The sequence below is a fragment of the Streptomyces poonensis genome, assembly GCF_014650915.1.
GTDB lineage: Bacteria > Actinomycetota > Actinomycetes > Streptomycetales > Streptomycetaceae > Streptomyces > Streptomyces poonensis.
In genome coordinates this window covers 142,533-164,286 of sequence record NZ_BMVW01000015.1, presented here as the reverse complement: position 1 = coordinate 164,286, position 21,754 = coordinate 142,533, and the positions used below count along the sequence as shown (strand labels likewise).

The following is a 21,754-nucleotide window of genomic DNA, read 5'->3' as shown; positions in this document are numbered from 1 at the left end:
GACCCCTTGGCGACCGCCCGCGACCCTCGCCGGGAGTACGGGGGAGACTCCGCCGGATGTCCGTCCTGAGGCATAGACTTCTTCGCTGTCCCCCGAGCTGCCCGCAGCCCGCCGGACCCCCCGTCGACGTCCGCCCGCCGGTCGCCCGACCACCGTCCCGCACATAAGGCGCCGCCCCGCGCCGCATCCGCCGATCCGCTGACCAGGAGGCCGCAACCGTGTCGAAGCCGCCGTTCACGCACCTGCACGTCCACACCCAGTACTCGCTGCTGGACGGTGCCGCGCGGCTGAAGGACATGTTCAACGCCTGCAATGAGATGGGCATGACACACATCGCCATGTCCGACCACGGCAACCTGCACGGGGCGTACGACTTCTTCCACTCCGCGAAGAAGGCCGGGATCACCCCGATCATCGGGATCGAGGCATATGTCGCGCCCGAGTCCCGGCGCAACAAGCGCAAGATCCAGTGGGGCCAGCCGCACCAGAAGCGGGACGACGTCTCCGGTTCCGGTGGTTACACCCACAAGACGATCTGGGCGGCGAACGCGACGGGCCTGCACAACCTCTTCCGGCTCTCCTCCGACGCGTACAAGGAGGGCTGGCTGCAGAAGTGGCCCCGGATGGACAAGGAGACCATCGCCCAGTGGTCCGAGGGGCTCATCGCCTCCACCGGATGCCCCTCCGGCGAGCTCCAGACCCGGCTGCGCCTCGGCCAGTTCGACGAGGCGCTGAAGTCGGCCGCCGAGTACCAGGAGATCTTCGGCAAGGACCGCTACTTCCTGGAGCTGATGGACCACGGCATCGAGATCGAGCGCCGGGTCCGCGACGGCCTGCTGGAGATCGGCAAGAAGCTCGGCATCCCGCCGCTGGTGACGAACGACTCGCACTACACGTACGCGCACGAGGCGACCGCCCATGACGCGCTGCTGTGCATCCAGACCGGCAAGAACCTCTCCGACCCGGACCGCTTCAAGTTCGACGGCACCGGCTACTACCTGAAGTCCACGGACGAGATGTACGCCATCGACTCCTCGGACGCCTGGCAGGAGGGCTGCCGCAACACGCTCCTGGTGGCCGAGCAGATCGACACCACGGGCATGTTCGAGAAGCGCGACCTCATGCCCAAGTTCGACATCCCGGAGGGCTACACCGAGGTCACCTGGTTCAAGGAGGAGGTCCGCCGCGGCATGGAGCGCCGCTTCCCGGGCGGGATCCCCGAGGACCGGCAGCGCCAGGTCGACTACGAGATGGACGTCATCATCCAGATGGGGTTCCCGGGCTACTTCCTCGTCGTCGCCGACTTCATCATGTGGGCCAAGAACAACGGCATCGCGGTCGGCCCCGGCCGAGGCTCCGCGGCCGGCTCCATCGTCGCCTACGCCCTCGGTATCACCGACCTCGACCCGATCCCGCACGGCCTGATCTTCGAGCGGTTCCTCAACCCCGAGCGCGTCTCCATGCCCGACGTCGACATCGACTTCGACGAGCGCCGGCGCGTCGAGGTGATCAGGTACGTGACCGAGAAGTACGGCGCCGACAAGGTCGCCATGATCGGCACGTACGGCACCATCAAGGCCAAGAACGCGATCAAGGACTCCGCGCGCGTGCTGGGCTACCCGTACGCGATGGGCGACCGCATCACCAAGGCCATGCCCGCCGACGTCCTCGGCAAGGGCATCCCGCTGTCCGGCATCACCGACCCGAACCACCCCCGGTACTCCGAGGCGGGCGAGGTCCGCGGGATGTACGAGAACGAGCCGGACGTGAAGAAGGTCATCGACACCGCCAAGGGCGTCGAGGGCCTGGTCCGACAGATGGGTGTCCACGCGGCCGGCGTGATCATGTCCAGCGAGACCATCACCGACCATGTGCCGGTCTGGGTCCGGCACACCGACGGCGTGACCATCACCCAGTGGGACTACCCGAGCTGTGAGTCGCTCGGCCTGCTGAAGATGGACTTCCTCGGCCTGCGCAACCTGACGATCATGGACGACGCCGTGAAGATGGTGAAGTCCAACAAGGGGATCGACATCGATCTCCTCAGCCTCCCGCTGGACGACCCGACGACCTTCGAACTGCTCCAGCGCGGCGACACCCTCGGCGTCTTCCAGTTCGACGGCGGCCCCATGCGCTCGCTGCTGCGCCTGATGAAGCCGGACAACTTCGAAGACATCTCCGCCGTGTCGGCCCTGTACCGCCCGGGCCCCATGGGCATGAACTCCCACACGAACTACGCCCTCCGCAAGAACGGCCAGCAGGAGATCACCCCGATCCACCCGGAGCTGGAGGCGCCGCTCAAGGAGGTCCTGGACGTCACCTACGGCCTGATCGTCTACCAGGAGCAGGTGCAGAAGGCCGCCCAGATCATCGCCGGGTACTCGCTCGGCGAGGCCGACATCCTCCGCCGCGTGATGGGCAAGAAGAAGCCCGACGAGCTGGCGAAGAACTTCACCATCTTCCAGGCCGGCGCCCAGAAGAACGGCTACAGCGACGAGGCCATCCAGGCGCTGTGGGACGTGCTGGTGCCCTTCGCCGGATACGCGTTCAACAAGGCGCACTCCGCCGCGTACGGACTGGTCTCGTACTGGACCGCCTACCTGAAGGCGAACCACCCCGCCGAGTACATGGCCGCGCTGCTGACCTCGGTGAAGGACGACAAGGACAAGTCGGCCGTCTACCTCAACGAGTGCCGCCGCATGGGCATCAAGGTGCTCCCGCCGAACGTCAACGAGTCCGAGTCGAACTTCGCCGCCCAGGGTGACGATGTGATCCTGTTCGGTCTCTCCGCGGTGCGGAACGTCGGCACGAACGTCGTCGAGTCGATCATCCGCTGCCGCAAGGCGAAGGGGAAGTACAGCTCCTTCCCGGACTACCTGGACAAGGTCGAGGCGGTCGTCTGCAACAAGCGCACGACGGAGTCCCTGATCAAGGCGGGTGCCTTCGACTCCATGGGGCACACCCGCAAGGGCCTCACCGCGCAGTACGAGCCGATGATCGACAACGTGGTCGCGGTCAAGCGCAAGGAGGCCGAGGGCCAGTTCGACCTCTTCGGCGGCATGGGCGAGGAGGAGAGCGACGAGCCCGGCTTCGGGCTGGACGTCACGTTCACGGACGACGAGTGGGACAAGACCTATCTGCTCGCCCAGGAGCGCGAGATGCTCGGTCTGTACGTCTCCGACCATCCGCTCTTCGGTCTGGAGCACGTGCTGTCCGACAAGGCGGACGCGGGCATCTCCCAGCTCACCGGCGGTGACTTCGGCGACGGCGCGGTGGTGACGATCGGCGGCATCATCTCGGGCCTGCAGCGCAAGATGACCAAGCAGGGCAACGCCTGGGCCATCGCCACCGTGGAGGACCTCGCGGGCTCCATCGAGTGCATGTTCTTCCCGGCGACGTACCAGCTCGTCTCGACGCAGCTCGTCGAGGACGCGGTCGTGTTCGTCAAGGGCCGCCTCGACAAGCGCGAGGACGTGCCGCGGCTGGTCGCGATGGAGCTGATGGTCCCCGACCTGTCGAACGCGGGGACGAACGCGCCGCTGGTGCTCACCATCCCGGCGCTCAAGGTCACCCCGCCGATGGTCAGCCGGCTCGGCGAGATCCTCAGCAGCCACAAGGGCGACAGCGAGGTGCGGATCAAGCTCCAGGGGCCGCGCAAGACGACGGTGCTGCGGCTGGACCGGCACCGGGTGAAGCCGGCTCCGGAGCTGTTCGGCGATCTGAAGGTGCTGCTGGGCCCGTCCTGCCTGGCGGGCTGAGCGGGTGACGGGCCGGATCGGTGACGGGCTGGATCGGCGGCGGGCCGGTCCGGCCGTCGTGACGCCGGGGCCCGAGGCGTGTGCCGGTGCCGGGAGTGCCAGGGCCCTACCGTCCCGTTCCGGGCAGGACCGGGAACTGAGGGAGTACCGCATGCCCGACGGGCTGTCCCGTCCGGACCCCGGCACCGGCTCCCGCGCCCGAAGGCGCGGCGAGGCCGTCGAAGGGCGGCCTTTGCAGCGGCCGTGAGGGCGGCCGCATCAGTTGTGGCCGAAGCGCCTCTGCTGCTTACGGGCGACATCCGCGGGGCTGCCCTGGGGCTGCGCCAGCGGCGGCGCCGTGTCCCCGGGGAGCCGCTCCACCTCTTCCTGGGCCTGCTCGGCACGGGGGACGCGGTTCTGCGGGCCGGCCTGTTTACGATTCTTGTTCTTGGCCATGGTGATCTGCCTCCTGTGGGTGATCTGGATGCCAGGACCGTGACCAGACTCACATAAGCGAACACGGTGTGCATGTCGGAAAATCACGCTCTGTGACCGATTCGTCGGAGCGCGTTGCTCCGGATGCGCCACGCCGATGATCCAGTTCCAGCCGTTAACCTCCGCGAGGTCGGGCAGACTCGAAGCAAGCCCGAAGCAAACCTCCCGGAAAGAGGGTGGATCGCGTGGACCGCTGCATCGTCCTGGTGGACGCCGGATATCTGCTCGGGGCCGCCGCCAGTCTTCTCGCCGGGGAACCCTCGCGCTCCCGTATCACCGTGGATCACGCCGCCCTCATCCAGGGCCTGCGTGAGCGCGCCGAGTGCGAGACGCAGCAGCCGCTGCTGCGCATCTACTGGTTCGACGGCGCCCCCGACCGAGTCCCGCAACCGGAGCACCGCCGGTTGCGGGTGATGCCGCGGGTGACCGTGCGCCTGGGCGCCCTGACCCGGAGCGACGGGCGGTGGGCGCAGAAGGGCGTGGACGCCGCCATGCACGCCGAGCTCACCGAACTGGCGCGCAACCGGGCCTGCTCGGACGTGGTGCTCGTGACCGGGGACGGCGACCTGCTGCCCGGCATGATGGCGGCCAAGGAGCACGGAGTGGCCGTCCATCTGTGGGCCGTGCAGGCCGCGGACGGCGACTACAACCAGTCCGAGGACCTGGTCGCCGAGGCCGACGAACGGCGCGTGCTGGACCGGGTCTGGATCACCAGGGCCGTACGGGCGAAGGAGTTCGGCGGGGTGTGCGCGCCGCCGCCCGCGCCCCGGCCCGAGATCGCCGCGATCCTGTCGGCGCCGCTGCCGGAGTCGTCGCTCGGCACGGCGGAGCGGGCTCCGGAGCGGCCGCAGCACGTGCCGGCGGCGCCCTCGCGCAACGGCAGCGAGGGGGACCGGCTCCCCGCACCCAAGGGCGTCCCCACCCCGAAGGACCTGGCGACGATGCGGGCACCCGCCACCCAGACCGTGCAGCCGGCGAGCGCGACGCTGCGGTGGTCCTCCGACAAGGGGTGGGTGGACCGCCCCGGCGTCGTCGCGGAGTCGCCGGACGCCGCGGCCATGCCGACCCTGGCCCAGCTCACCACGGCCGAACAGCGGTGGGCCGACCGCGAGGAGGACATCACCACGGTCGGCGGTGACCCCTACGAGGTCGGGCAGGTGTTCGCGCGGCGCTGGGTGGAGCGGCTCACGGACCGCAGCCACCTGCAGAAACTCTCCGGGATGTACCCGAGGATCCCGCACCGGATCGACGGGGAGCTGCTGCGCTACGCCGCCCGCTTCGGACTGCTCGCCCACAAGGACGACCAGATCGACGAGCACGACCGGTACGCCATCCGGGCCGGGTTCTGGCGCGAGATCGATGTGCGGACGGCGACGGAGCGCGCCCCCGCGGGGGAGTGAGCGGGCCGTCTCCGGGCGGTGGGCGGAGCACGCCCGGGCCGGGCCGGCACCTGCCGCGCCCGGACCGGTCCGGCGCCCCGACGGCGACCCGGACGCGAGGCCGGGGCCGGCACCCCGTAGTCTCGTGCCTCGTGAGTACGCGCGCGGGACAAGGAAGCCGACACGGTGACGTCGTGTGCGCGGTGCGGGACCTGACGAAGACCTACCCGGCGGTACGGGGGCGGCGCGGAGCGCCGGGAACGCCCGAGGTGAAGGCCAACGACGGGGTCGCGCTGGAGGTGCGGCGCGGCGAGATCTTCGGGCTGCTCGGACCCAACGGCGCCGGGAAGTCCACCCTCGTACGGCAGCTCACCGGGCTGATGCGCCCGGACTCGGGCACCGTCGACATCCTCGGCCACGACATCGTGCGCCACCCCGAGCGGGCCGCGCGCATCCTCGCCTACCTGGGCCAGGAGTCCACCGCGCTGGACGACCTCACCGTGTCGCTCGCCGCGGAGACCACCGGACGGCTGCGCGGCCTCGACGTGACGCAGGCGCGCGAGGAGCGGGACGCCGTGCTGGACGAGCTGGGGCTGACACCGCTCGCCGCGCGGCCGATCAGAAAGCTGTCCGGCGGGCAGCGGCGGCTGGCCTGCTTCGCCGCCGCGCTGGTGGGCGAGCGGCCCCTGCTGGTGCTGGACGAGCCGACCACCGGCATGGACCCCGTCGCCCGGCGGGCCGTCTGGGCCGCCGTCGACCGGCGCCGCGCCGAACGCGGCACCACCGTCCTGCTCGTCACCCACAACGTCATCGAGGCGGAGACCGTCCTCGACCGCGTCGCCGTCCTCGACAAGGGACGCGTCATCGCCTGCGACACTCCGGCCGGGCTCAAGGAGAAGGTGGCCGGCGAGGTGCGGGTGGACCTGGTGTGGCGCGAGCGGGCACCGCTGGAAGTGCCCGAGGTGGCCGCGCTCCGCCCCCGGGCCGACGAGTCCGGGCGCCGCTGGACGCTGCGGCTCGCGCCCGAGGAGGCCCGCGCCGTGGTCGCCACCGTCACCGGGGGCGCCGCCTTCGTGGCCCTCGACGACTTCACGCTCGCCACGCCCAGCCTCGAGGACGTGTACCTCGCGCTGGGCGGCGACACACAGGGACTGGTGAAGGCATGAACGCGCGCGCGACCACAGCCGTACGGGACGGTGCGGAGGCCGGAGCGAGAAGGAGCAGCTCGACGTGAGTGTCGTACCCGCGGAGGCCGTGCCGGGCGGTGCCCTGGCCGCTGAGGAGCGCCCGGGGCGGGCCCCGGCCGCGCTCGGGCCGCGGGCGCGGCTGTGGCCGTCGCTCGGCGCCGTGTACCGGGCGCAGCTCTCCCGCGCGCGTGTCGCGCGCATCCCGCTGCTGTTCGTGGCCACGTTCCAGTCGATCGGCATCATGATCCTGATGCGGGGCGTCGTGGACGGCGGGGACGAGGCCCGGGCGGTCGTCGCCGGCTCGGCTGTGCTCGTGGTCGCCTTCGTGGCCCTCAATCTGCTCGCCCAGTACTTCGGGCAGCTGCGGTCCGGCGGCGGACTCGACCACTACGCGACGCTGCCGGTGCCGCCGGCGGCCGTGGTGCTGGGCGCGGCCGGGGCGTACGCCTCCTTCACCGTGCCCGGGACGATCGTGACCGCCGTCTTCGGCTGTGTGCTCTTCGGACTGCCGCTCACACACCTGTGGATCCTCGCCGCGGTGATCCCGCTCGCCGGGGCCGCCCTCGCCGGACTCGGCGCCGCCCTCGGTCTCCTCGCCCCCCGGCCGGAACTGGCCACCCTGCTCGGGCAGCTCGGCATGTCGGCCGCGCTGCTCCTCGGCGTGCTGCCCGCCGACCGGATGCCGGCGCCGGTGCAGCTCGCCCGCGACCTGCTGCCCTCCACGTACGGCGTCGAGGCCTTCGCGCGGACCTTCGGGACCCACCCCGACTGGGCGTTCGTCCTCGGTGACCTGGCCGTGTGCGCGGGCGTCGGGGTGGTCTCGCTCGCGGTGGCCACCTGGGCCTACCGCCGGGCGGCCGTCCGGTGACGCGCCGCACAGCCGGGCCTGGCACGATGGCAGGGTGACCGCACCGCTGACTCCGCCTCCGCACGACCACTCCTCCCAGCACGCCTGGCACGCCGCCCCCGGATCCGGGACGGCGGCTCCCGCCGCCGGCGGAGCCGCGCACGAACAGGACGGTCCCGGGACGAAGACCGAACTGCGGGAGGCCGCGATGATCACGGTGGGAGTGGCGCTCGGCGGGCTGCTGCTCGGGCTGCTGTGGCGGTGGCTGGCGCCGAACGTCCCGCTGGTCTCGGACGGCACGGCGGTCTACCTCAAGGACTCCGAGGGCGAGCAGGCCATCGGCGTCGACGGGACGTTCACCCTGCTCGCGCTGGGCTTCGGGGCCCTGAGCGCGCTGGTCGTCTTCCTGGTGCGCAAGCGCGGGGGCGTGCCGCTGGTGCTGGCGCTCACCGCCGGGGGACTGCTGGGTTCGGTGCTCGCGTGGCGGCTCGGCGTCTGGCTCGGGCCCACCCAGGACGTCGTCGCGCACGCCAAGGAGGTCGGCAAGGGCGTGACCTTCCCGGCGCCGCTGAAGCTGGGCGCGAAGGGCGCGCTGCTCGCCTGGCCGATCGCCGCGCTGCTGGTCCACCTCGGTCTCACGGCGCTCTTCGCTCCGCGGGACCCCGATCCGTTCGAGCAGTACCAGGGCCGGGGACCTTGGGGAGCGCCCCCGGCCTAGGCGCCCTGCGGCTCACGCCGGCCGGCGACCGTGGTTCGACCGGTTCTTCTTCATGCGCCATTTGCGTTTGCGTGTCCTCTTCGACATGTCCTGTGTACATAACCGAGGACGGGACGGCCGTCGAGGGGTCACGCACGGGACGAGCACTCAGGAAGAGGACTCACGCACGGGCGATCGGCGCCGACAGGGCGTCCGCGACCTTCAGCAGATCGCCGGGGGACAGCTCCACCTCCAGGCCGCGGCGGCCGGCCGATACGTAGATCGTCGGGTGTTCCGCGGCCGAGGCGTCCAGGACCGTGGGCAGCTTCTTGCGCTGGCCCAGCGGCGAGATACCGCCCACGACGTAGCCCGTCGTACGCTCCGCGAGCGCCGGGTCCGCCATCGCGGCGCGCTTGCGGCCCACCGCCGACGCCAGCGCCTTGAGGTCGAGGGAGCCCGTGACCGGGACGACGGCGACGGTCAGCGCGCCGTCCACGTCCGCCACGAGGGTCTTGAAGACCCGCTCCGGCGACACGCCCAGGGCCTCGGCCGCCTCCTCGCCGTACGAGGGGTGGGAGGGGTCGTGGTCGTACGCGTGGACCCGGTACTCGACACCCGCCCCGGTCAGGGCCACCGTCGCCGGGGTCCCGCCGGACTGCTGCTTCTTCGACTTCTTGGACATCGGCTCCTGCTCGTGGATCAGTTCAGGCTCGTCGGCCCGCGGGTCAGGTCCGCGGCCGGCAGCGAGGGCAGACTGCGGATGATGGCCGTCTCCGTCCGCAGCAGCCTCAGCTCGTCCCGCAGGCGCGACGCCGTGTCCGGGGCCTGGAGCAGCCGCTGCTTGGTCGGGGTGTCGAGCATCATCGCGGCCGCGACCAGGTACGAGACCACGGACGGCTCGTCCGGCAGGTCCGCGCCGGAGGACAGCGACCGCTCCCGGGCGCCCGCCAGCCGCTTCTGGTACTGGCGGAAGGCCCGCAGCACGCCCTCGGCCAGGGCTCCGGCCTCGTCGCCCGGCTGCTCCTGGAGCTCCTCCAGCTCGGCCGTCAGGAACGGCCCGGACGCGTCCACCGACAGCAGACGCACCCGGGTCGTGCCGGTGGCCAGCACCTCGTACGTCCCGTTGTCGCGCTCCCGGACGCTCGCCGCGTCCGCGACACAGCCCACGGCGTGGAACGCCCGCAGGGGCGGGTCGCCGAAGCCGGCCGCCGGGCCGCGCTCGGGCAGGGCCGTCGGGTCCGGCATACCGGGCTCGCTGGGGGCGACTTCGTGCCCGTCGCGGATCGCGACGACGGCGAACCGGCGCGGTTCGGACTCGGGGGTCTTCAGCAGTTCGCGCATCATGGCGCGATAGCGCTCCTCGAAGACGTTCAGCGGGAGGACGAGTCCCGGGAACAGCACCGAGTTCAGGGGAAAGAGCGGCAGCCGGACGGTGGTCACGACGCAAGAGCCTAATGGCCGTCGCGGTGCGCGTGTCCGCCGTGCTCACTGTCCGGGCACCGGGGAAGGGCGGGCCGCGGGGGGAGACGCGTGCCGCACGGGACGGCGGACACCGTGCCCCACGGGGTCCCGCGCCTGCTCACTGCGGGGTCCCGTGCCTGCTGGTCACGGGGTCCCGCGCCTGCTCACTGGCGGGTCAGCAGTCGTGTGGCCCCCGCCGCCACCGCCGTCGCCAGGATCCAGCCCGCCATGATCACCACCGCGGCCAGCCACTGCCACAGGCCCTGCAGCCGCCAGTAGCCGACCTGGCCGAGGTCGATCACCGGCAGCAGCAGGTCCAGCGCGAACAGCGACGCGTTCCAGGACGGGTGCTCGCCGCCCTTGATCGGGGGATGGGGGGCCCGCGAGAAGGCGAGCGAGGTCGCCGCCCACAGCACGGCCATCCATACGGCGGCCCGGCCCGGCCGGTACCCGTACCCGACCGTCCAGTCCTGGGTGTAGCCCCACAGCTTGCCCGCGAACGGCAGGTTCTCGCGGCGGTGGCGCTGCTTGGCGAGCAGCACCTCGCGCGCGTCCTCGTCCTCCCCGCCCGAGCGCAGCACGGCGGCGAGCCGCTCGTACGGTTCCGGGTTGTACTCGGCGGTCGCGGCCGCCACCCAGTTCAGCCGCCTGGCCAGGGGGAACGGGCCGCGCGGCACCAGGTTCTCGTAACTGAAGCCGCCCATCTGAAGGTTGCCCGGGCCCGGCCAGCTGTCCGCCCTGTCCATCAGGTTGACGACGCGCGCGCCCGACAGGACGACCCTGCCTCCCTCGGGCCGCTCGCCAAGGAAGCGCAGTTCGGGCACCTGCACCCGGCGCAGCGACAGCTCCTGCTCGTCGGTGAAGACGAAACGGGCGTGCTCCAGGTCGACCGCGTCACCGAACCGCCCGTCGTCGAGCCGTATCCCGCCCCGGCAGCTGAACCGCTGCACGCGCGTGCCCTGCGCCGGGGTGATGCCACTGCTGTAGTACGGGGTGGAGAGGCCGGCCGGGGTCAGATAGAGGGTGCGTTCCACGGTGAGCTGGGGCGCGTTGAGCGCCAGGCGCCCGTACTGGTTGGCCAGCCGGGCGCCGCGCAGACTGAGCGACACGCCGATCGTGGCGCCCCGCAGGCTGACCTCGCCGTGCGACTCCAGCAGCTCCGCCTGGAGGTCCTGCCCGACCGTCAGACCGTCGCCGGTGATCGAGCGGCCGCGCCGGTCCCGGTAGACGACGGCCCGGTTGAGCAGCAGGTCCGTGCCGATGTGCGCGTCGGTGAGCCGCAGCCCGTTGTGGATCCGGCAGCGCGCCAGATGCAGATCGCCCTCGGTGTGCACCCGGGCCGCCTCCAGCCGGGGCAGCGAGCAGTCGAGCATCCGGACGGTGGTGAACCGCGCCTCCGGCAGCCGGACCTCCTGCTCGAACCGGCAGCCCTTCAGCTCCACGTACGGCACGACCGTGCCCCCCGACAGGTCGAGGGAGTCCACGATCTGCACGCCGACGAGCTTCAGCGCCGACACGCGTCCCGCGAGCGCGGGCGGCCCGTCCAGCAGCAGCCAGCACACCACGCGGGCCCGTACGGTCCGCTCCGGCCCCCAGGGGTGGCCCGAGTGCGGATCGTCGACCGCGGCGTCCCCGCTGCGCAGGTCGTATGTGCTGCCGTTGCGGAAGGCCTGCCACATCCCGGTCTCCGCGGCGGTCAGATCGTCCGGCGGATCCCCGTCCCGGACGCCGGCACCCTCGGTCACGGCTCGCTGTCCTCCGTCCCCGTTTCTCCCCGCCGGGCCGTCCCGGGCTCCCCAAATGTGCCCGAACGCCCCAATCACCAGCGGGGTTTCGTACACCCGTTTCATGCCCGCTGCGTGACGCCCTGAACACTAAACGTAAAGGCGATCTTCGGGGTTCCCCGCCGGCCGTGTATCAGCCACTGGAACGCGCGCACGGCTCTCCGCGCGCGTCTGAGAGAATTGGCCCTGTGATCTCCCGAATCGATCTGCGCGGCGACGCCCTCCCCGAGGGACCCGCCCTGCGCGACCTGCTGCCCCGAGCCGACTTCGACGTCGCGGCCGCCCTGGAGAAGGTGCGTCCCATCTGCGAGGCCGTGCATCATCGGGGCGACGCGGCGCTGATCGAGTTCGCGGAGAAGTTCGACGGCGTCCGCCTGGAGACGGTACGGGTCCCGGCCGAGGCCCTCACCGAGGCTCTGGAGCAGCTCGATCCGGCCGTCCGCGCGGCCCTGGAGGAGTCCATCCGCCGCGCCCGCATCGTCCACCGCGAGCAGCGCCGCTCCACGCACACCACCCAGGTCGTCCCCGGCGGCACGGTCACCGAGAAGTGGGTGCCGGTCGAGCGCGTCGGGCTGTACGCGCCCGGCGGCCGGTCGGTCTACCCCTCGTCCGTGATCATGAACGTGGTGCCCGCGCAGGAGGCCGGCGTCGGCTCCATCGCGCTCGCCTCCCCGGCCCAGGCCGAGTTCGGCGGTCTCCCGCACCCGACGATCCTCGCGGCCTGCGCGCTGCTCGGCGTCGACGAGGTGTACGCGGCCGGCGGCGCCACCGCGGTCGCGATGTTCGCGTACGGCACCGAGTCCTGCCCGCCCGCCAACATGGTCACCGGCCCCGGCAACATCTGGGTCGCCGCGGCCAAGCGCTACTTCACCGGTGTCATCGGCATCGACGCCGAGGCCGGCCCGACCGAGATCGCGGTCCTCGCGGACGACACCGCCGACCCGGCGCACGTCGCCTCCGACCTGATCAGCCAGGCCGAGCACGACCCGCTGGCCGCCGCCGTCCTCGTCACCGACTCGGTCACACTGGCCGACGCGGTCGCCAAGGAGCTGGAGCCGCAGGTCGCGGCCACCAAGCACATCGAGGACCGGATCCGCCCGGCCCTCGCGGGTCCGCAGTCCGCCATCGTCCTCGTCGACGGCATCGAGGAGGGCCTCCGCGTCGTCAACGCCTACGGCGCCGAGCACCTGGAGATCCAGACCGCGGACGCGGCGGCGCTCGCCGAGCGCGTCGTCAACGCGGGCGCCGTCTTCGTCGGCCCCTGGGCCCCGGTCTCGCTCGGCGACTACGCGGCCGGCTCCAACCACGTCCTGCCCACCGGCGGCTGCGCCTGCCACTCCTCCGGCCTGTCCGTCCAGTCCTTCCTGCGCGGCATCCACATCGTCGACTACACGCGGGACGCGCTCGCCGAGGTCGCGCACCACGTGGTGACGCTGGCGGAGGCGGAGGACCTGCCCGCGCACGGCGCGGCGATCAAGGCGCGGTTCGGCTGGAAGGTGCCGGAGAGCAAGTGACCGACGTGACCGACGTGACCGACGTGACCGACGTGACCGACGTAAAGATCGACGACCTTCCCGTACGGGACGAGCTGCGCGGCAAGTCCCCCTACGGCGCACCCCAGCTGGACGTCCCCGTACGCCTCAACACCAACGAGAACCCGTACCCGCTGCCCGAACCGCTCGTCGAACGGATCGCCGAGCGGGTGCGCGAGGCGGCCCGCGACCTCAACCGCTACCCCGACCGGGACGCGGTCGAACTGCGCACGAAGCTGGCCGAGTACCTGACGAAGACGGGCGGCCACCCGGTCTCCACCGAGAACGTCTGGGCGGCCAACGGCTCCAACGAGGTCATCCAGCAGCTCCTGCAGACCTTCGGCGGACCCGGCCGCACCGCGATCGGCTTCGAGCCCTCGTACTCGATGCACGGCCTCATCGCGCGCGGGACCGGCACCGGCTGGATCTCCGGACCCCGGGGCGACGACTTCACGATCGACCTCGCGGCGGCCGAGAAGGCCATCGCCGAGCACCGCCCGGACGTGGTCTTCGTCACCACGCCCAACAACCCCACGGGCAACGCGGTCCCCCAGGAGACGGTCCTCGCCCTGTACGAGGCCGCGCAGGCGGCCAAGCCGTCGATGGTCGTGGTCGACGAGGCGTACATCGAGTTCAGCCACGGCGCCTCGCTGCTGCCGCTGCTGAAGGGCCGCCCGAACCTGGTGATCTCGCGCACGATGTCCAAGGCGTTCGGCGCCGCCGGCCTGCGCCTCGGCTACCTCGCCGCGCACCCGGCCGTGGTGGACGCCGTACAGCTCGTACGGCTGCCGTACCACCTGTCGGCCGTCACCCAGGCGACCGCGCTGGCCGCCCTGGAGCACACCGACACGCTGCTGGGCTACGTCGAGCAGCTCAAGGCGGAGCGCGACCGGCTGGTCGCGGAGCTGCGCGCCATCGGCTACGAGGTGACCGAGTCGGACGCGAACTTCGTGCAGTTCGGGCGGTTCGACGGCGAGGACGGCGCCCACAAGGCATGGCGGGCGATCCTCGACCGGGGCGTCCTGGTCCGGGACAACGGCGTGCCGGGGTGGCTGCGGGTCACCGCCGGAACTCCCGCCGAGAACGACGCGTTCCTCGACGCGGTACGTGAACTAATGGGTTCTGCGGGGGACACCTCCGCACCCCCGAAGGAGCAGAAGGCATGAGCCGCGTAGGACGCGTGGAGCGCACCACCAAGGAGACCTCGGTCCTCGTCGAGATCGACCTCGACGGCACCGGGAAGACCGACATCAAGACCGGCGTCGGCTTCTACGACCACATGCTCGACCAGCTCGGCCGCCACGGCCTCTTCGACCTCACGGTCAAGACCGAGGGCGATCTGCACATCGACTCGCACCACACCATCGAGGACACCGCGCTCGCCCTCGGCGCCGCCTTCAAGCAGGCCCTCGGCGACAAGGTGGGCATCTACCGCTTCGGCAACTGCACGGTCCCGCTGGACGAGTCCCTCGCCCAGGTCACCGTCGACCTCTCCGGCCGCCCGTACCTCGTGCACACCGAGCCCGAGAACATGGCGCCGATGATCGGCGAGTACGACGTGACGATGACCCGGCACATCCTGGAGTCCTTCGTCGCCCAGGCCCAGATCGCGCTGCACGTCCACGTGCCGTACGGGCGCAACGCCCACCACATCGTGGAGTGCCAGTTCAAGGCGCTGGCCCGGGCCCTGCGGTACGCCAGCGAGCGCGACCCGCGCGCGGCCGGCATCCTGCCTTCCACGAAGGGTGCGCTGTGACCGGCCTGTCGACCCTCCTGATCGTCGTCGGACTCTTCCTGGTCGGCGGGATCATCTCGTTCGTCAAGCAGAAGATGCCCACGAGCCTGATCGTGCTGCTCTCGATCGGCGCGGCCATGTGTCTTGTCGCGGGTGTCATGAGGCTGGAGGTGTGGAATTGAGCGCCCCTTCCAAGAAGGTCGTGGTCTTCGACTACGGCTTCGGCAACGTCCGGTCGGCCGAGCGTGCCCTCGCGCGCGCGGGCGCCGACGTCGAGATCACCCGTGACTACGACAAGGCCATGAACGCGGACGGCCTGCTGGTCCCCGGTGTCGGCGCCTTCGCCGCCTGCATGCGCGGTCTGAAGGAGGCGCGCGGCGACTGGGTCGTCGGGCGGCGGCTGGCCGGCGGACGCCCCGTGATGGGCATCTGCGTCGGCATGCAGATCCTGTTCGCGCGCGGCATCGAGCACGGCGAGGAGACCGAGGGCCTCGACGAGTGGCCGGGCGCGGTCGAGCCGCTGAAGGCCGACATCGTGCCCCACATGGGCTGGAACACGGTGGACGCCCCGGCCGGTTCGGAGCTGTTCGCTGGCCTGGACGACGACGCACGCTTCTACTTCGTGCACTCCTACGCCGTCCACGACTGGTCCCTGGAGACCGCGAACCCGACCATGAAGGCCCCCCTGGTGACCTGGTCGACGCACGGCAGGCCGTTCGTGGCGGCCGTCGAGAACGGCGCCCTGTGGGCCACCCAGTTCCACCCCGAGAAGTCCGGCGACGCCGGAGCGCAGCTGCTCACCAACTGGATCGGAACCCTGTAGACCATGGCCAAGCTCGAACTCCTCCCCGCCGTCGACGTCCGTGACGGCCAGGCCGTCCGCCTCGTGCACGGCGAGTCCGGCACGGAGACCTCCTACGGCTCCCCGCTGGAGGCCGCCCTCGCCTGGCAGCGGTCGGGCGCCGAGTGGCTGCACCTGGTCGACCTGGACGCCGCGTTCGGGACCGGTGACAACCGGGAACTGATCGCCGAGGTCGCGAAGGCCATGGACATCAAGGTGGAGCTGTCCGGCGGCATCCGCGACGACGACACCCTCGCCGCCGCCCTCGCCACCGGCTGCACCCGCGTCAACCTGGGCACGGCCGCCCTGGAGACCCCCGAGTGGGTCGCCAAGGTCATCGCCGAGCACGGCGACAAGATCGCGGTCGGTCTCGACGTACGGGGCACCACGCTCCGCGGCCGCGGCTGGACCCGCGACGGCGGCGACCTCTACGAGACGCTGGAGCGCCTCAACAAGGAGGGCTGCGCCCGGTACGTCGTCACCGACATCGCCAAGGACGGCACGCTCCAGGGCCCCAATCTGGAGCTGCTCAAGAACGTCTGCGCGGCGACGGACCGCCCGGTCGTGGCGTCCGGCGGCGTGTCCTCGCTGGACGACCTGCGGGCCATCGCCTCCCTGGTGCCTCACGGTGTCGAGGGCGCCATCGTCGGGAAGGCCCTGTACGCCAAGGCGTTCACCCTGGAAGAGGCCCTCGAGGCCACGTCGTGAACTCGTGAAACTGTGAAGAGGGATGCGGTGTCATGACCTCCGAAGCCGTACGGCGCGTGCAGAGCGGTAGTCCCTGGGAAGAGTCCTTCGGTTTCGCACGCGCCGTCGCGGCGGGCGACCGCGTGCTGGTGGCCGGCACGACGTCCTTCAAGGGCGATGTGCTGTACGGGGAGGGCGACCCGTACGAGCAGGCGAAGGTGGCCTTCACCAACGCGGTCGAGGCGATCGCGGAGTTCGGGCTCGGCGTCGAGTCGGTGATCCGCACGAGGATGTACCTGACCCACCAGCGGGACGTCGACGAGGTGGGGCGGGCCCACAAAGAGCTCTTCGACGCGGTGCGTCCGGTGGCGACGCTGCTGGTCGTGGAGAACTTCATCGACTCCCGCATCCTGGTCGAAGTGGAACTGGAGGCCTTCCGGGGCCCGGATCAAGCCATAAAGTAATCATGCCGTAACTGTGAGGAGCCGTGGATTCATGACCCTGGCGGTCCGAGTCATCCCCTGCCTGGACGTGGACAACGGCCGGGTCGTCAAGGGCGTCAACTTCCAGAACCTGCGCGACGCGGGCGACCCCGTCGAGATGGCCAAGGTGTACGACGCCGAGGGTGCCGACGAGCTGACGTTCCTGGACATCACCGCGTCGTCCGGCAACCGCGAGACCACGTACGACGTGGTGCGCCGCACCGCCGAGCAGGTCTTCATCCCGCTGACGGTCGGCGGCGGCGTCCGCACGGCCGAGGACGTGGACAAACTGCTGCGGGCGGGCGCGGACAAGGTCGGCGTGAACACCGCCGCCATCGCCCGCCCCGACCTCATCCGCGAGATCGCCGAGCGCTTCGGCCGACAGGTCCTGGTGCTCTCGGTGGACGCCCGCCGTACGGAGACCGGCTCCTTCGAGGTCACCACCCACGGCGGCCGCAAGGGCACCGGCATCGACGCGGTCGAGTGGGCGCACCGGGCCGCCGAGCTGGGCGCGGGCGAGATCCTGCTGAACTCGATGGACGCCGACGGCACCAAGGACGGCTACGACATCGAGATGATCGAGGCCGTCCGCAAGCACGTCACCGTCCCGGTCATCGCCTCCGGCGGCGCGGGCAGGCTGTCGGACTTCCCGCCGGCCGTCGCCGCGGGCGCGGACGCCGTGCTGGCCGCGTCGGTGTTCCACTTCGGTGATCTTCGCATCGGCGAAGTCAAGGAGACGCTGCGTCAGGCGGGCCACCCCGTGCGGTGATGATCGTGCGCACCGCATATGCCCCGGCCAACCCACGGGTGGCCGGGGTTTTTCGGCGCCCGGCAAGGGCCTCGTAGCCTTGCCCGGTGACCGATCACATGGCGATAGCCGCCCCGCCGAAGACACGCGCAACCGCTGCGTTCGAGAAGCCCGCATACGGGCCCGCCCACCGCGACCGCAACGTCCTGCGCTGGCTCGGTGCCTACACCGCGTCGATGCTCGGCGACAACGTCTACTACCTGGCGCTCTCGTGGGCCGCCGTCCAGGCCGGTACGCCCGCGCAGGCCGGGATCGTGACGGCGCTGAGCGCCCTGCCGCGCGCCCTGTTCATGCTGTTCGGGGGCGTCGTCGCCGACCGGTTCGGGCCCCGGAGGGTCGTCATCGGCAGCGACGCCGTGCGCTGCGTGACCGTGCTGGTGGTGGCCGCCCTGCTGTTCCTGGCGAGCCCGGGGCTGTGGCCGCTGGTGGTGCTGTCCCTCGTCTTCGGCACCGTCGACGCCGTGTTCATGCCGGCCGTGGGCGCCCTGCCGGCCCGTATCACCACCTCTGACCAGCTCACCCGCGTCCAGGGCCTGCGCGGCCTCGCCATCCGCTTCTCCGCCGTGGTGGGCGGGCCGCTGAGCGGCTTCGCCGTGGCGCTGGGCGGTCCCGCCGCCGCGTTCGGGCTGGCCGGACTGCTGATCGCGGTGTCGTTGCCGCTGCTGGTCGGCGTACGGATCGGCGAGCTGCCCGCCGACGACCAGGTTGCGGGACACACCCCGTGGCGCGACCTGAAGGACGGGCTCCGCTACATCCGCCACCACCGCGTCCTCGGCCCGCTGGTGATCGGCATCGCCCTCGGCGACCTGGGCTTCGTCGGCCCGCTGAACGTCGGTCTGACCCTGCTCGCCCAGGAACGGGGCTGGGGCGCGTCCGGCGCGGGCTGGGTGCTCGCGGGCTTCGGCGCGGGCGCGGGGGCGGCGGCGCTGCTGCTGGCCGTGCGCGGGCGCCTGCCGCACGCCGGGTATGTCATGGCGGTGAGCATCCTCGCGGGTTCGGTAGCGATCGGGGCGCTCCCGCACGCGTCGGGCGTGGCGGCGGCCGTGGGCGTGGCCGTGCTCGTCGGCCTGCTCACCGGTCTCAGCGGCGCCCTGTGCGGCGCGCTGCTGCAGACCCAGTCCGACCCCGCCTACCTGGGCCGCGTCAGCTCCGTCGCCGGCATCGTCAGCCTCGGCATCGCCCCGCTCGGCATGCCGCTGTCCGCTACGGCGATCGGGGTCTGGGGCACGGGCCCGGTCTTCGCCGTCAGCGCCGCGGTCTGCGGCCTCGGCGGGGTACTGCCGCTGTGCGTCCGCGACCTGCGCCGGGCCCAGCTGCCACGCTGAGCCCGGCGGGCCGGGACCGCGCCGCTCAGATACCCAGCTGCTTCGTCTCGTGCAGCCGCGCGATCGCCTCCTTGTCGCCGTCCAGCTCCACGTCGGCCGTCTGCTGCCGGCCGTACAGGAACAGCAGCAGCTCCGAGGGTTCCCCGGTGACGGTGACGACCGGAGTGCCCTTGTGGGCGACCGCCGTCTGGCCGTCCGGACGGCGCAGCACCACGCCCGTCGGGGCGCCGCGGCCCATCAGCCGGGCCATGCGCTCCAGACGGGACCAGAGCGCGTTCTGGAAGACCGGGTCCAGCTCGCGCCGCGTCCAGTCGGGCTGGGCACGGCGCACGTCCTCGGCGTGGACGTAGAACTCGACGATGTTCGCGGCCTCGTCGATCTGCTTCAGGGAGAACGGCGAGAAGCGCGGTGGCCCGGTACGGACGAGCTGGACCAGTTCCTCGTACGGTTTGCCGGCGTACTCCGCCATCACCTTCTCCAGCCGCGACGCGAGCGGCTTGACGAAGGCGCCCCCGGCGGCGTCCGGACGACGCTCGCGGATGACCACGTGCGCGGCGAGGTCACGGGTGCGCCAGCCCTCGCACAGGGTCGGCGCGTCGGGGCCCGCCGCCTCCAACAGGTCGGCGAGCAGAAGTCGTTCGCGCTTGGCATGGGTCGACATGGCAGCCAGCCTACGGCCGGGTGGCGGGTGCGCCCAGTGCAGTCCGTGCGACGGCGCGAATGTGTCCACTACGGAGGAGGCCGGGCGCCCGCCGGTCACACCGCCGCGCGCCCCGCGCGTTCCGGCCCGTGGACAGCCGCGCGGGGAGGTCCGCGCGGCGCGGCACAATGGCCCCCATGACCAGTACGCCCCCGCCCCGCACCCCCAGCGGCCTGGACCCCGCGATCGCCGCGCGCCTCAAGCGCAGCGCCGACGGACTCCTCCCGGCCATCGCCCAGCAGTACGACACCGGTGAGGTGCTCATGCTCGGCTGGATGGACGACGAGGCGCTGCACCGCACGCTCACCACCGGCCGCTGCACGTACTGGTCGCGCAGCCGCCGGGAGTACTGGGTGAAGGGCGACACCTCCGGCCACTTCCAGTGGGTGAGGTCCGTCGCCCTGGACTGCGACGCCGACACCCTGCTGGTCAAGGTCGACCAGGTGGGCGCCGCCTGCCACACCGGTGCCCGCACCTGCTTCGACGAGGACGTGCTGCTGAAGGACGCCGGTTCCGCCGCGTCCGGCCCGGATCAGTAGGGTCGGCCGCCATGGACCTCGAGACGTTCCGCAAGCTGGCCACCGACCGCCGCGTCATCCCCGTCACCCGCAAGCTCCTCGCCGACGGCGACACCCCGGTCGCGCTGTACCGCAAGCTCGCCGCCGAGCGCCCCGGCACCTTCCTGCTGGAGTCCGCGGAGAACGGCCGCTCCTGGTCGCGGTACTCCTTCATCGGCGTGCGCTCCGCCGCGACACTGACCGCGCGCGACGGCCAGGCGCACTGGCTCGGCACCCCACCGGTCGGCGTCCCCGTCGGCGGCGACCCGCTGGCCGCCCTGCGCGCCACCGTCGAGGCGCTGCACACCCCGCGCCAGGACGGCCTGCCGCCCTTCACCGGCGGCATGGTCGGCTACCTCGGCTACGACATCGTGCGCCGCCTGGAGAAGATCGGCCCGGGAGAGCGCGACGACCTGCGGCTCCCCGAGCTGACCATGCTCCTCAGCAGCGACCTCGCGGTCATGGACCACTGGGAGGGCTCGGTCCTGCTGATCGCCAACGCGATCAACCACAACGACCTCGACACCGGCGTCGACGAGGCCTACGCCGACGCGGTCGCCCGCCTCGACACCATGGAGGCGGACCTCTCCCGCCCGGTCGCCCAGCCCCCGGCCACCCTGCCGCCCTCCGAACTGCCCGAGTACACCGCGCGGTGGGGCGGCCCCGACTACCAGCGGGCCGTGGACGACATCAAGGAGCGCATCCGCGCGGGCGAGGCCTTCCAGGTCGTACCGTCGCAGCGGTTCGAGACGCCGTGCACCGCGAGCGCCCTCGACGTGTACCGGGTGCTGCGGGCCACCAACCCCTCGCCGTACATGTACCTGTTCCGGTTCGACGGGTTCGACGTCGTCGGCTCGTCCCCCGAGGCGCTCGTCAAGGTCGAGGACGGGCAGGCCATGGTGCACCCCATCGCGGGCACCCGGCCCCGCGGCGGCACCCCGCAGGAGGACCAGGCCCTCGCCGAGGAGCTGCTCGCCGACCCCAAGGAGCGCGCCGAGCACCTCATGCTCGTCGACCTGGGCCGCAACGACCTCGGACGGGTCTGCGAGCCCGGCTCCGTCGAGGTCGTCGACTTCATGTCCATCGAGCGGTACTCGCACGTCATGCACATCGTGTCCACCGTGACCGGCCGGGTCGCCGCGGGCCGCACCGCCTTCGACGTGCTGACCGCCTGCTTCCCCGCCGGCACGCTCTCCGGCGCGCCGAAGCCCCGCGCGATGCAGATCATCGACGAGCTGGAGCCGTCCCGCCGCGGCCTGTACGGCGGCTGCGTCGGCTATCTGGACTTCGCGGGCGACTCCGACACCGCCATCGCCATCCGCACCGCCCTGCTGCGCGACGGCACGGCGTACGTACAGGCGGGCGCGGGCGTCGTCGCCGACTCCGACCCGGCCGCCGAGGACGCCGAGTGCCGTAACAAGGCGGCGGCCGTGCTCCGCGCGGTGCACACGGCGAACCGGCTCGGGCAGCGGCGTTAGCCCTGGTGGCGGGCGCGGAACG

The 21,754-nt window shown here is 71.8% G+C and carries 22 protein-coding genes; 16 read left to right on the top strand and 6 right to left on the bottom strand.

The window, feature by feature from the left end; genetic code table 11:
• The first annotated feature begins 218 nt into the window (after nt 1-218).
• A complete protein-coding gene (dnaE, locus tag IE242_RS29310; RefSeq protein ID WP_189864541.1) occupies nt 219-3,758 on the top strand; it encodes a DNA polymerase III subunit alpha in 3,540 nt (1,179 codons plus the stop codon).
• Between the two features lie 258 nt (nt 3,759-4,016).
• Here dnaE and IE242_RS29305 read toward each other — a convergent pair whose 3' ends face one another.
• Nucleotides 4,017-4,193 carry a hypothetical protein gene (locus IE242_RS29305; protein ID WP_189864539.1) on the bottom strand — a complete coding sequence of 59 codons (177 nt, stop codon included), beginning with the start codon at nt 4,191-4,193 and terminating at the stop codon, nt 4,017-4,019.
• 224 nt (nt 4,194-4,417) lie between these two features.
• Between IE242_RS29305 and IE242_RS29300 the strand changes: the two genes are divergently transcribed.
• The 4 genes from IE242_RS29300 (at nt 4,418) to IE242_RS29285 (ending at nt 8,363) form a co-directional block, all read left to right on the top strand.
• Nucleotides 4,418-5,632 carry an NYN domain-containing protein gene (locus tag IE242_RS29300; RefSeq protein ID WP_189864537.1) on the top strand — a complete coding sequence of 405 codons (1,215 nt, stop codon included), beginning with the start codon at nt 4,418-4,420 and terminating at the stop codon, nt 5,630-5,632.
• Nucleotides 5,633-5,763: 131 nt separating this feature from the next.
• Complete coding sequence (locus IE242_RS29295) at nt 5,764-6,777, top strand: ABC transporter ATP-binding protein (protein WP_189864535.1); 1,014 nt, start codon at nt 5,764-5,766, stop codon at nt 6,775-6,777.
• A gap of 64 nt (nt 6,778-6,841) precedes the next feature.
• Entirely contained in the window at nt 6,842-7,666 is an 825-nt protein-coding gene (locus IE242_RS29290; RefSeq protein WP_189864533.1) for an ABC transporter permease, read from the top strand.
• 34 nt (nt 7,667-7,700) lie between these two features.
• Complete coding sequence (locus tag IE242_RS29285; RefSeq protein ID WP_189864531.1) at nt 7,701-8,363, top strand: AAA family ATPase; 663 nt, start codon at nt 7,701-7,703, stop codon at nt 8,361-8,363.
• Nucleotides 8,364-8,375: 12 nt separating this feature from the next.
• Here IE242_RS29285 and IE242_RS39570 read toward each other — a convergent pair whose 3' ends face one another.
• From IE242_RS39570 to IE242_RS29270, 4 genes are all read right to left on the bottom strand, one after another.
• The gene (locus IE242_RS39570) at nt 8,376-8,450 is read right to left on the bottom strand and encodes a hypothetical protein (RefSeq protein ID WP_506417256.1); all 75 of its coding nucleotides are present in this window, start codon (nt 8,448-8,450) and stop codon (nt 8,376-8,378) included.
• A 73-nt stretch (nt 8,451-8,523) separates the two neighbouring features.
• Entirely contained in the window at nt 8,524-9,024 is a 501-nt protein-coding gene (gene ybaK / locus IE242_RS29280) for a Cys-tRNA(Pro) deacylase (protein ID WP_189864529.1), read from the bottom strand.
• A gap of 17 nt (nt 9,025-9,041) precedes the next feature.
• On the bottom strand, nt 9,042-9,782 hold the full coding sequence (locus IE242_RS29275; protein ID WP_189864527.1) for an LON peptidase substrate-binding domain-containing protein: 741 nt from the start codon (nt 9,780-9,782) through the stop codon (nt 9,042-9,044).
• A gap of 185 nt (nt 9,783-9,967) precedes the next feature.
• On the bottom strand, nt 9,968-11,548 hold the full coding sequence (locus tag IE242_RS29270) for an oxidoreductase (RefSeq protein ID WP_189864524.1): 1,581 nt from the start codon (nt 11,546-11,548) through the stop codon (nt 9,968-9,970).
• Nucleotides 11,549-11,775: 227 nt separating this feature from the next.
• On the opposite strand from IE242_RS29270, the gene hisD reads away from it, so the two are divergent.
• The 9 genes from hisD to IE242_RS29225 all read left to right on the top strand — a co-directional run bounded on the left by hisD (nt 11,776) and on the right by IE242_RS29225 (nt 18,997).
• Entirely contained in the window at nt 11,776-13,101 is a 1,326-nt protein-coding gene (hisD, locus tag IE242_RS29265; protein ID WP_189864522.1) for a histidinol dehydrogenase, read from the top strand.
• 32 nt (nt 13,102-13,133) lie between these two features.
• Nucleotides 13,134-14,285 carry a histidinol-phosphate transaminase gene (locus IE242_RS29260; protein WP_189864678.1) on the top strand — a complete coding sequence of 384 codons (1,152 nt, stop codon included), beginning with the start codon at nt 13,134-13,136 and terminating at the stop codon, nt 14,283-14,285.
• Nucleotides 14,282-14,875 carry an imidazoleglycerol-phosphate dehydratase HisB gene (gene hisB / locus IE242_RS29255; RefSeq protein WP_189864520.1) on the top strand — a complete coding sequence of 198 codons (594 nt, stop codon included), beginning with the start codon at nt 14,282-14,284 and terminating at the stop codon, nt 14,873-14,875. Before IE242_RS29260 ends, hisB begins: the two co-directional genes overlap by 4 nt.
• On the top strand, nt 14,872-15,036 hold the full coding sequence (locus IE242_RS29250; RefSeq protein WP_039655927.1) for a CG2302 family histidine operon protein: 165 nt from the start codon (nt 14,872-14,874) through the stop codon (nt 15,034-15,036). Before hisB ends, IE242_RS29250 begins: the two co-directional genes overlap by 4 nt.
• Nucleotides 15,027-15,677 (top strand): imidazole glycerol phosphate synthase subunit HisH, encoded by a 651-nt coding sequence (hisH, locus tag IE242_RS29245; RefSeq protein WP_189864517.1) that lies wholly within the window; start codon nt 15,027-15,029, stop codon nt 15,675-15,677. The genes IE242_RS29250 and hisH overlap by 10 nt, the downstream gene beginning before the upstream one ends.
• A 3-nt stretch (nt 15,678-15,680) precedes the next feature.
• Entirely contained in the window at nt 15,681-16,403 is a 723-nt protein-coding gene (priA, locus tag IE242_RS29240) for a bifunctional 1-(5-phosphoribosyl)-5-((5-phosphoribosylamino)methylideneamino)imidazole-4-carboxamide isomerase/phosphoribosylanthranilate isomerase PriA (protein ID WP_189864515.1), read from the top strand.
• A 32-nt stretch (nt 16,404-16,435) separates the two neighbouring features.
• Nucleotides 16,436-16,846, top strand: coding sequence for a RidA family protein (locus IE242_RS29235; RefSeq protein ID WP_189864513.1), 411 nt, complete (start codon nt 16,436-16,438; stop codon nt 16,844-16,846).
• Between the two features lie 31 nt (nt 16,847-16,877).
• Complete coding sequence (gene hisF / locus IE242_RS29230; RefSeq protein ID WP_189864511.1) at nt 16,878-17,633, top strand: imidazole glycerol phosphate synthase subunit HisF; 756 nt, start codon at nt 16,878-16,880, stop codon at nt 17,631-17,633.
• A 98-nt stretch (nt 17,634-17,731) separates the two neighbouring features.
• Nucleotides 17,732-18,997, top strand: coding sequence for an MFS transporter (locus IE242_RS29225; protein ID WP_189864676.1), 1,266 nt, complete (start codon nt 17,732-17,734; stop codon nt 18,995-18,997).
• Nucleotides 18,998-19,022: 25 nt separating this feature from the next.
• Here the strand turns inward: IE242_RS29225 and IE242_RS29220 are convergent, their stop codons facing one another.
• Nucleotides 19,023-19,658 (bottom strand): TIGR03085 family metal-binding protein, encoded by a 636-nt coding sequence (locus IE242_RS29220; protein WP_189864509.1) that lies wholly within the window; start codon nt 19,656-19,658, stop codon nt 19,023-19,025.
• 176 nt (nt 19,659-19,834) lie between these two features.
• Here IE242_RS29220 and hisI point away from each other — a divergent pair, with 176 nt between their 5' ends.
• Both hisI and IE242_RS29210 read left to right on the top strand, forming a co-directional pair.
• Nucleotides 19,835-20,236, top strand: coding sequence for a phosphoribosyl-AMP cyclohydrolase (hisI, locus tag IE242_RS29215; protein ID WP_189864507.1), 402 nt, complete (start codon nt 19,835-19,837; stop codon nt 20,234-20,236).
• Between the two features lie 11 nt (nt 20,237-20,247).
• Nucleotides 20,248-21,732, top strand: a complete 1,485-nt coding sequence (locus tag IE242_RS29210) for an anthranilate synthase component I (protein WP_189864505.1) — start codon at nt 20,248-20,250, stop codon at nt 21,730-21,732.
• Nucleotides 21,733-21,754 lie beyond the last annotated feature (22 nt).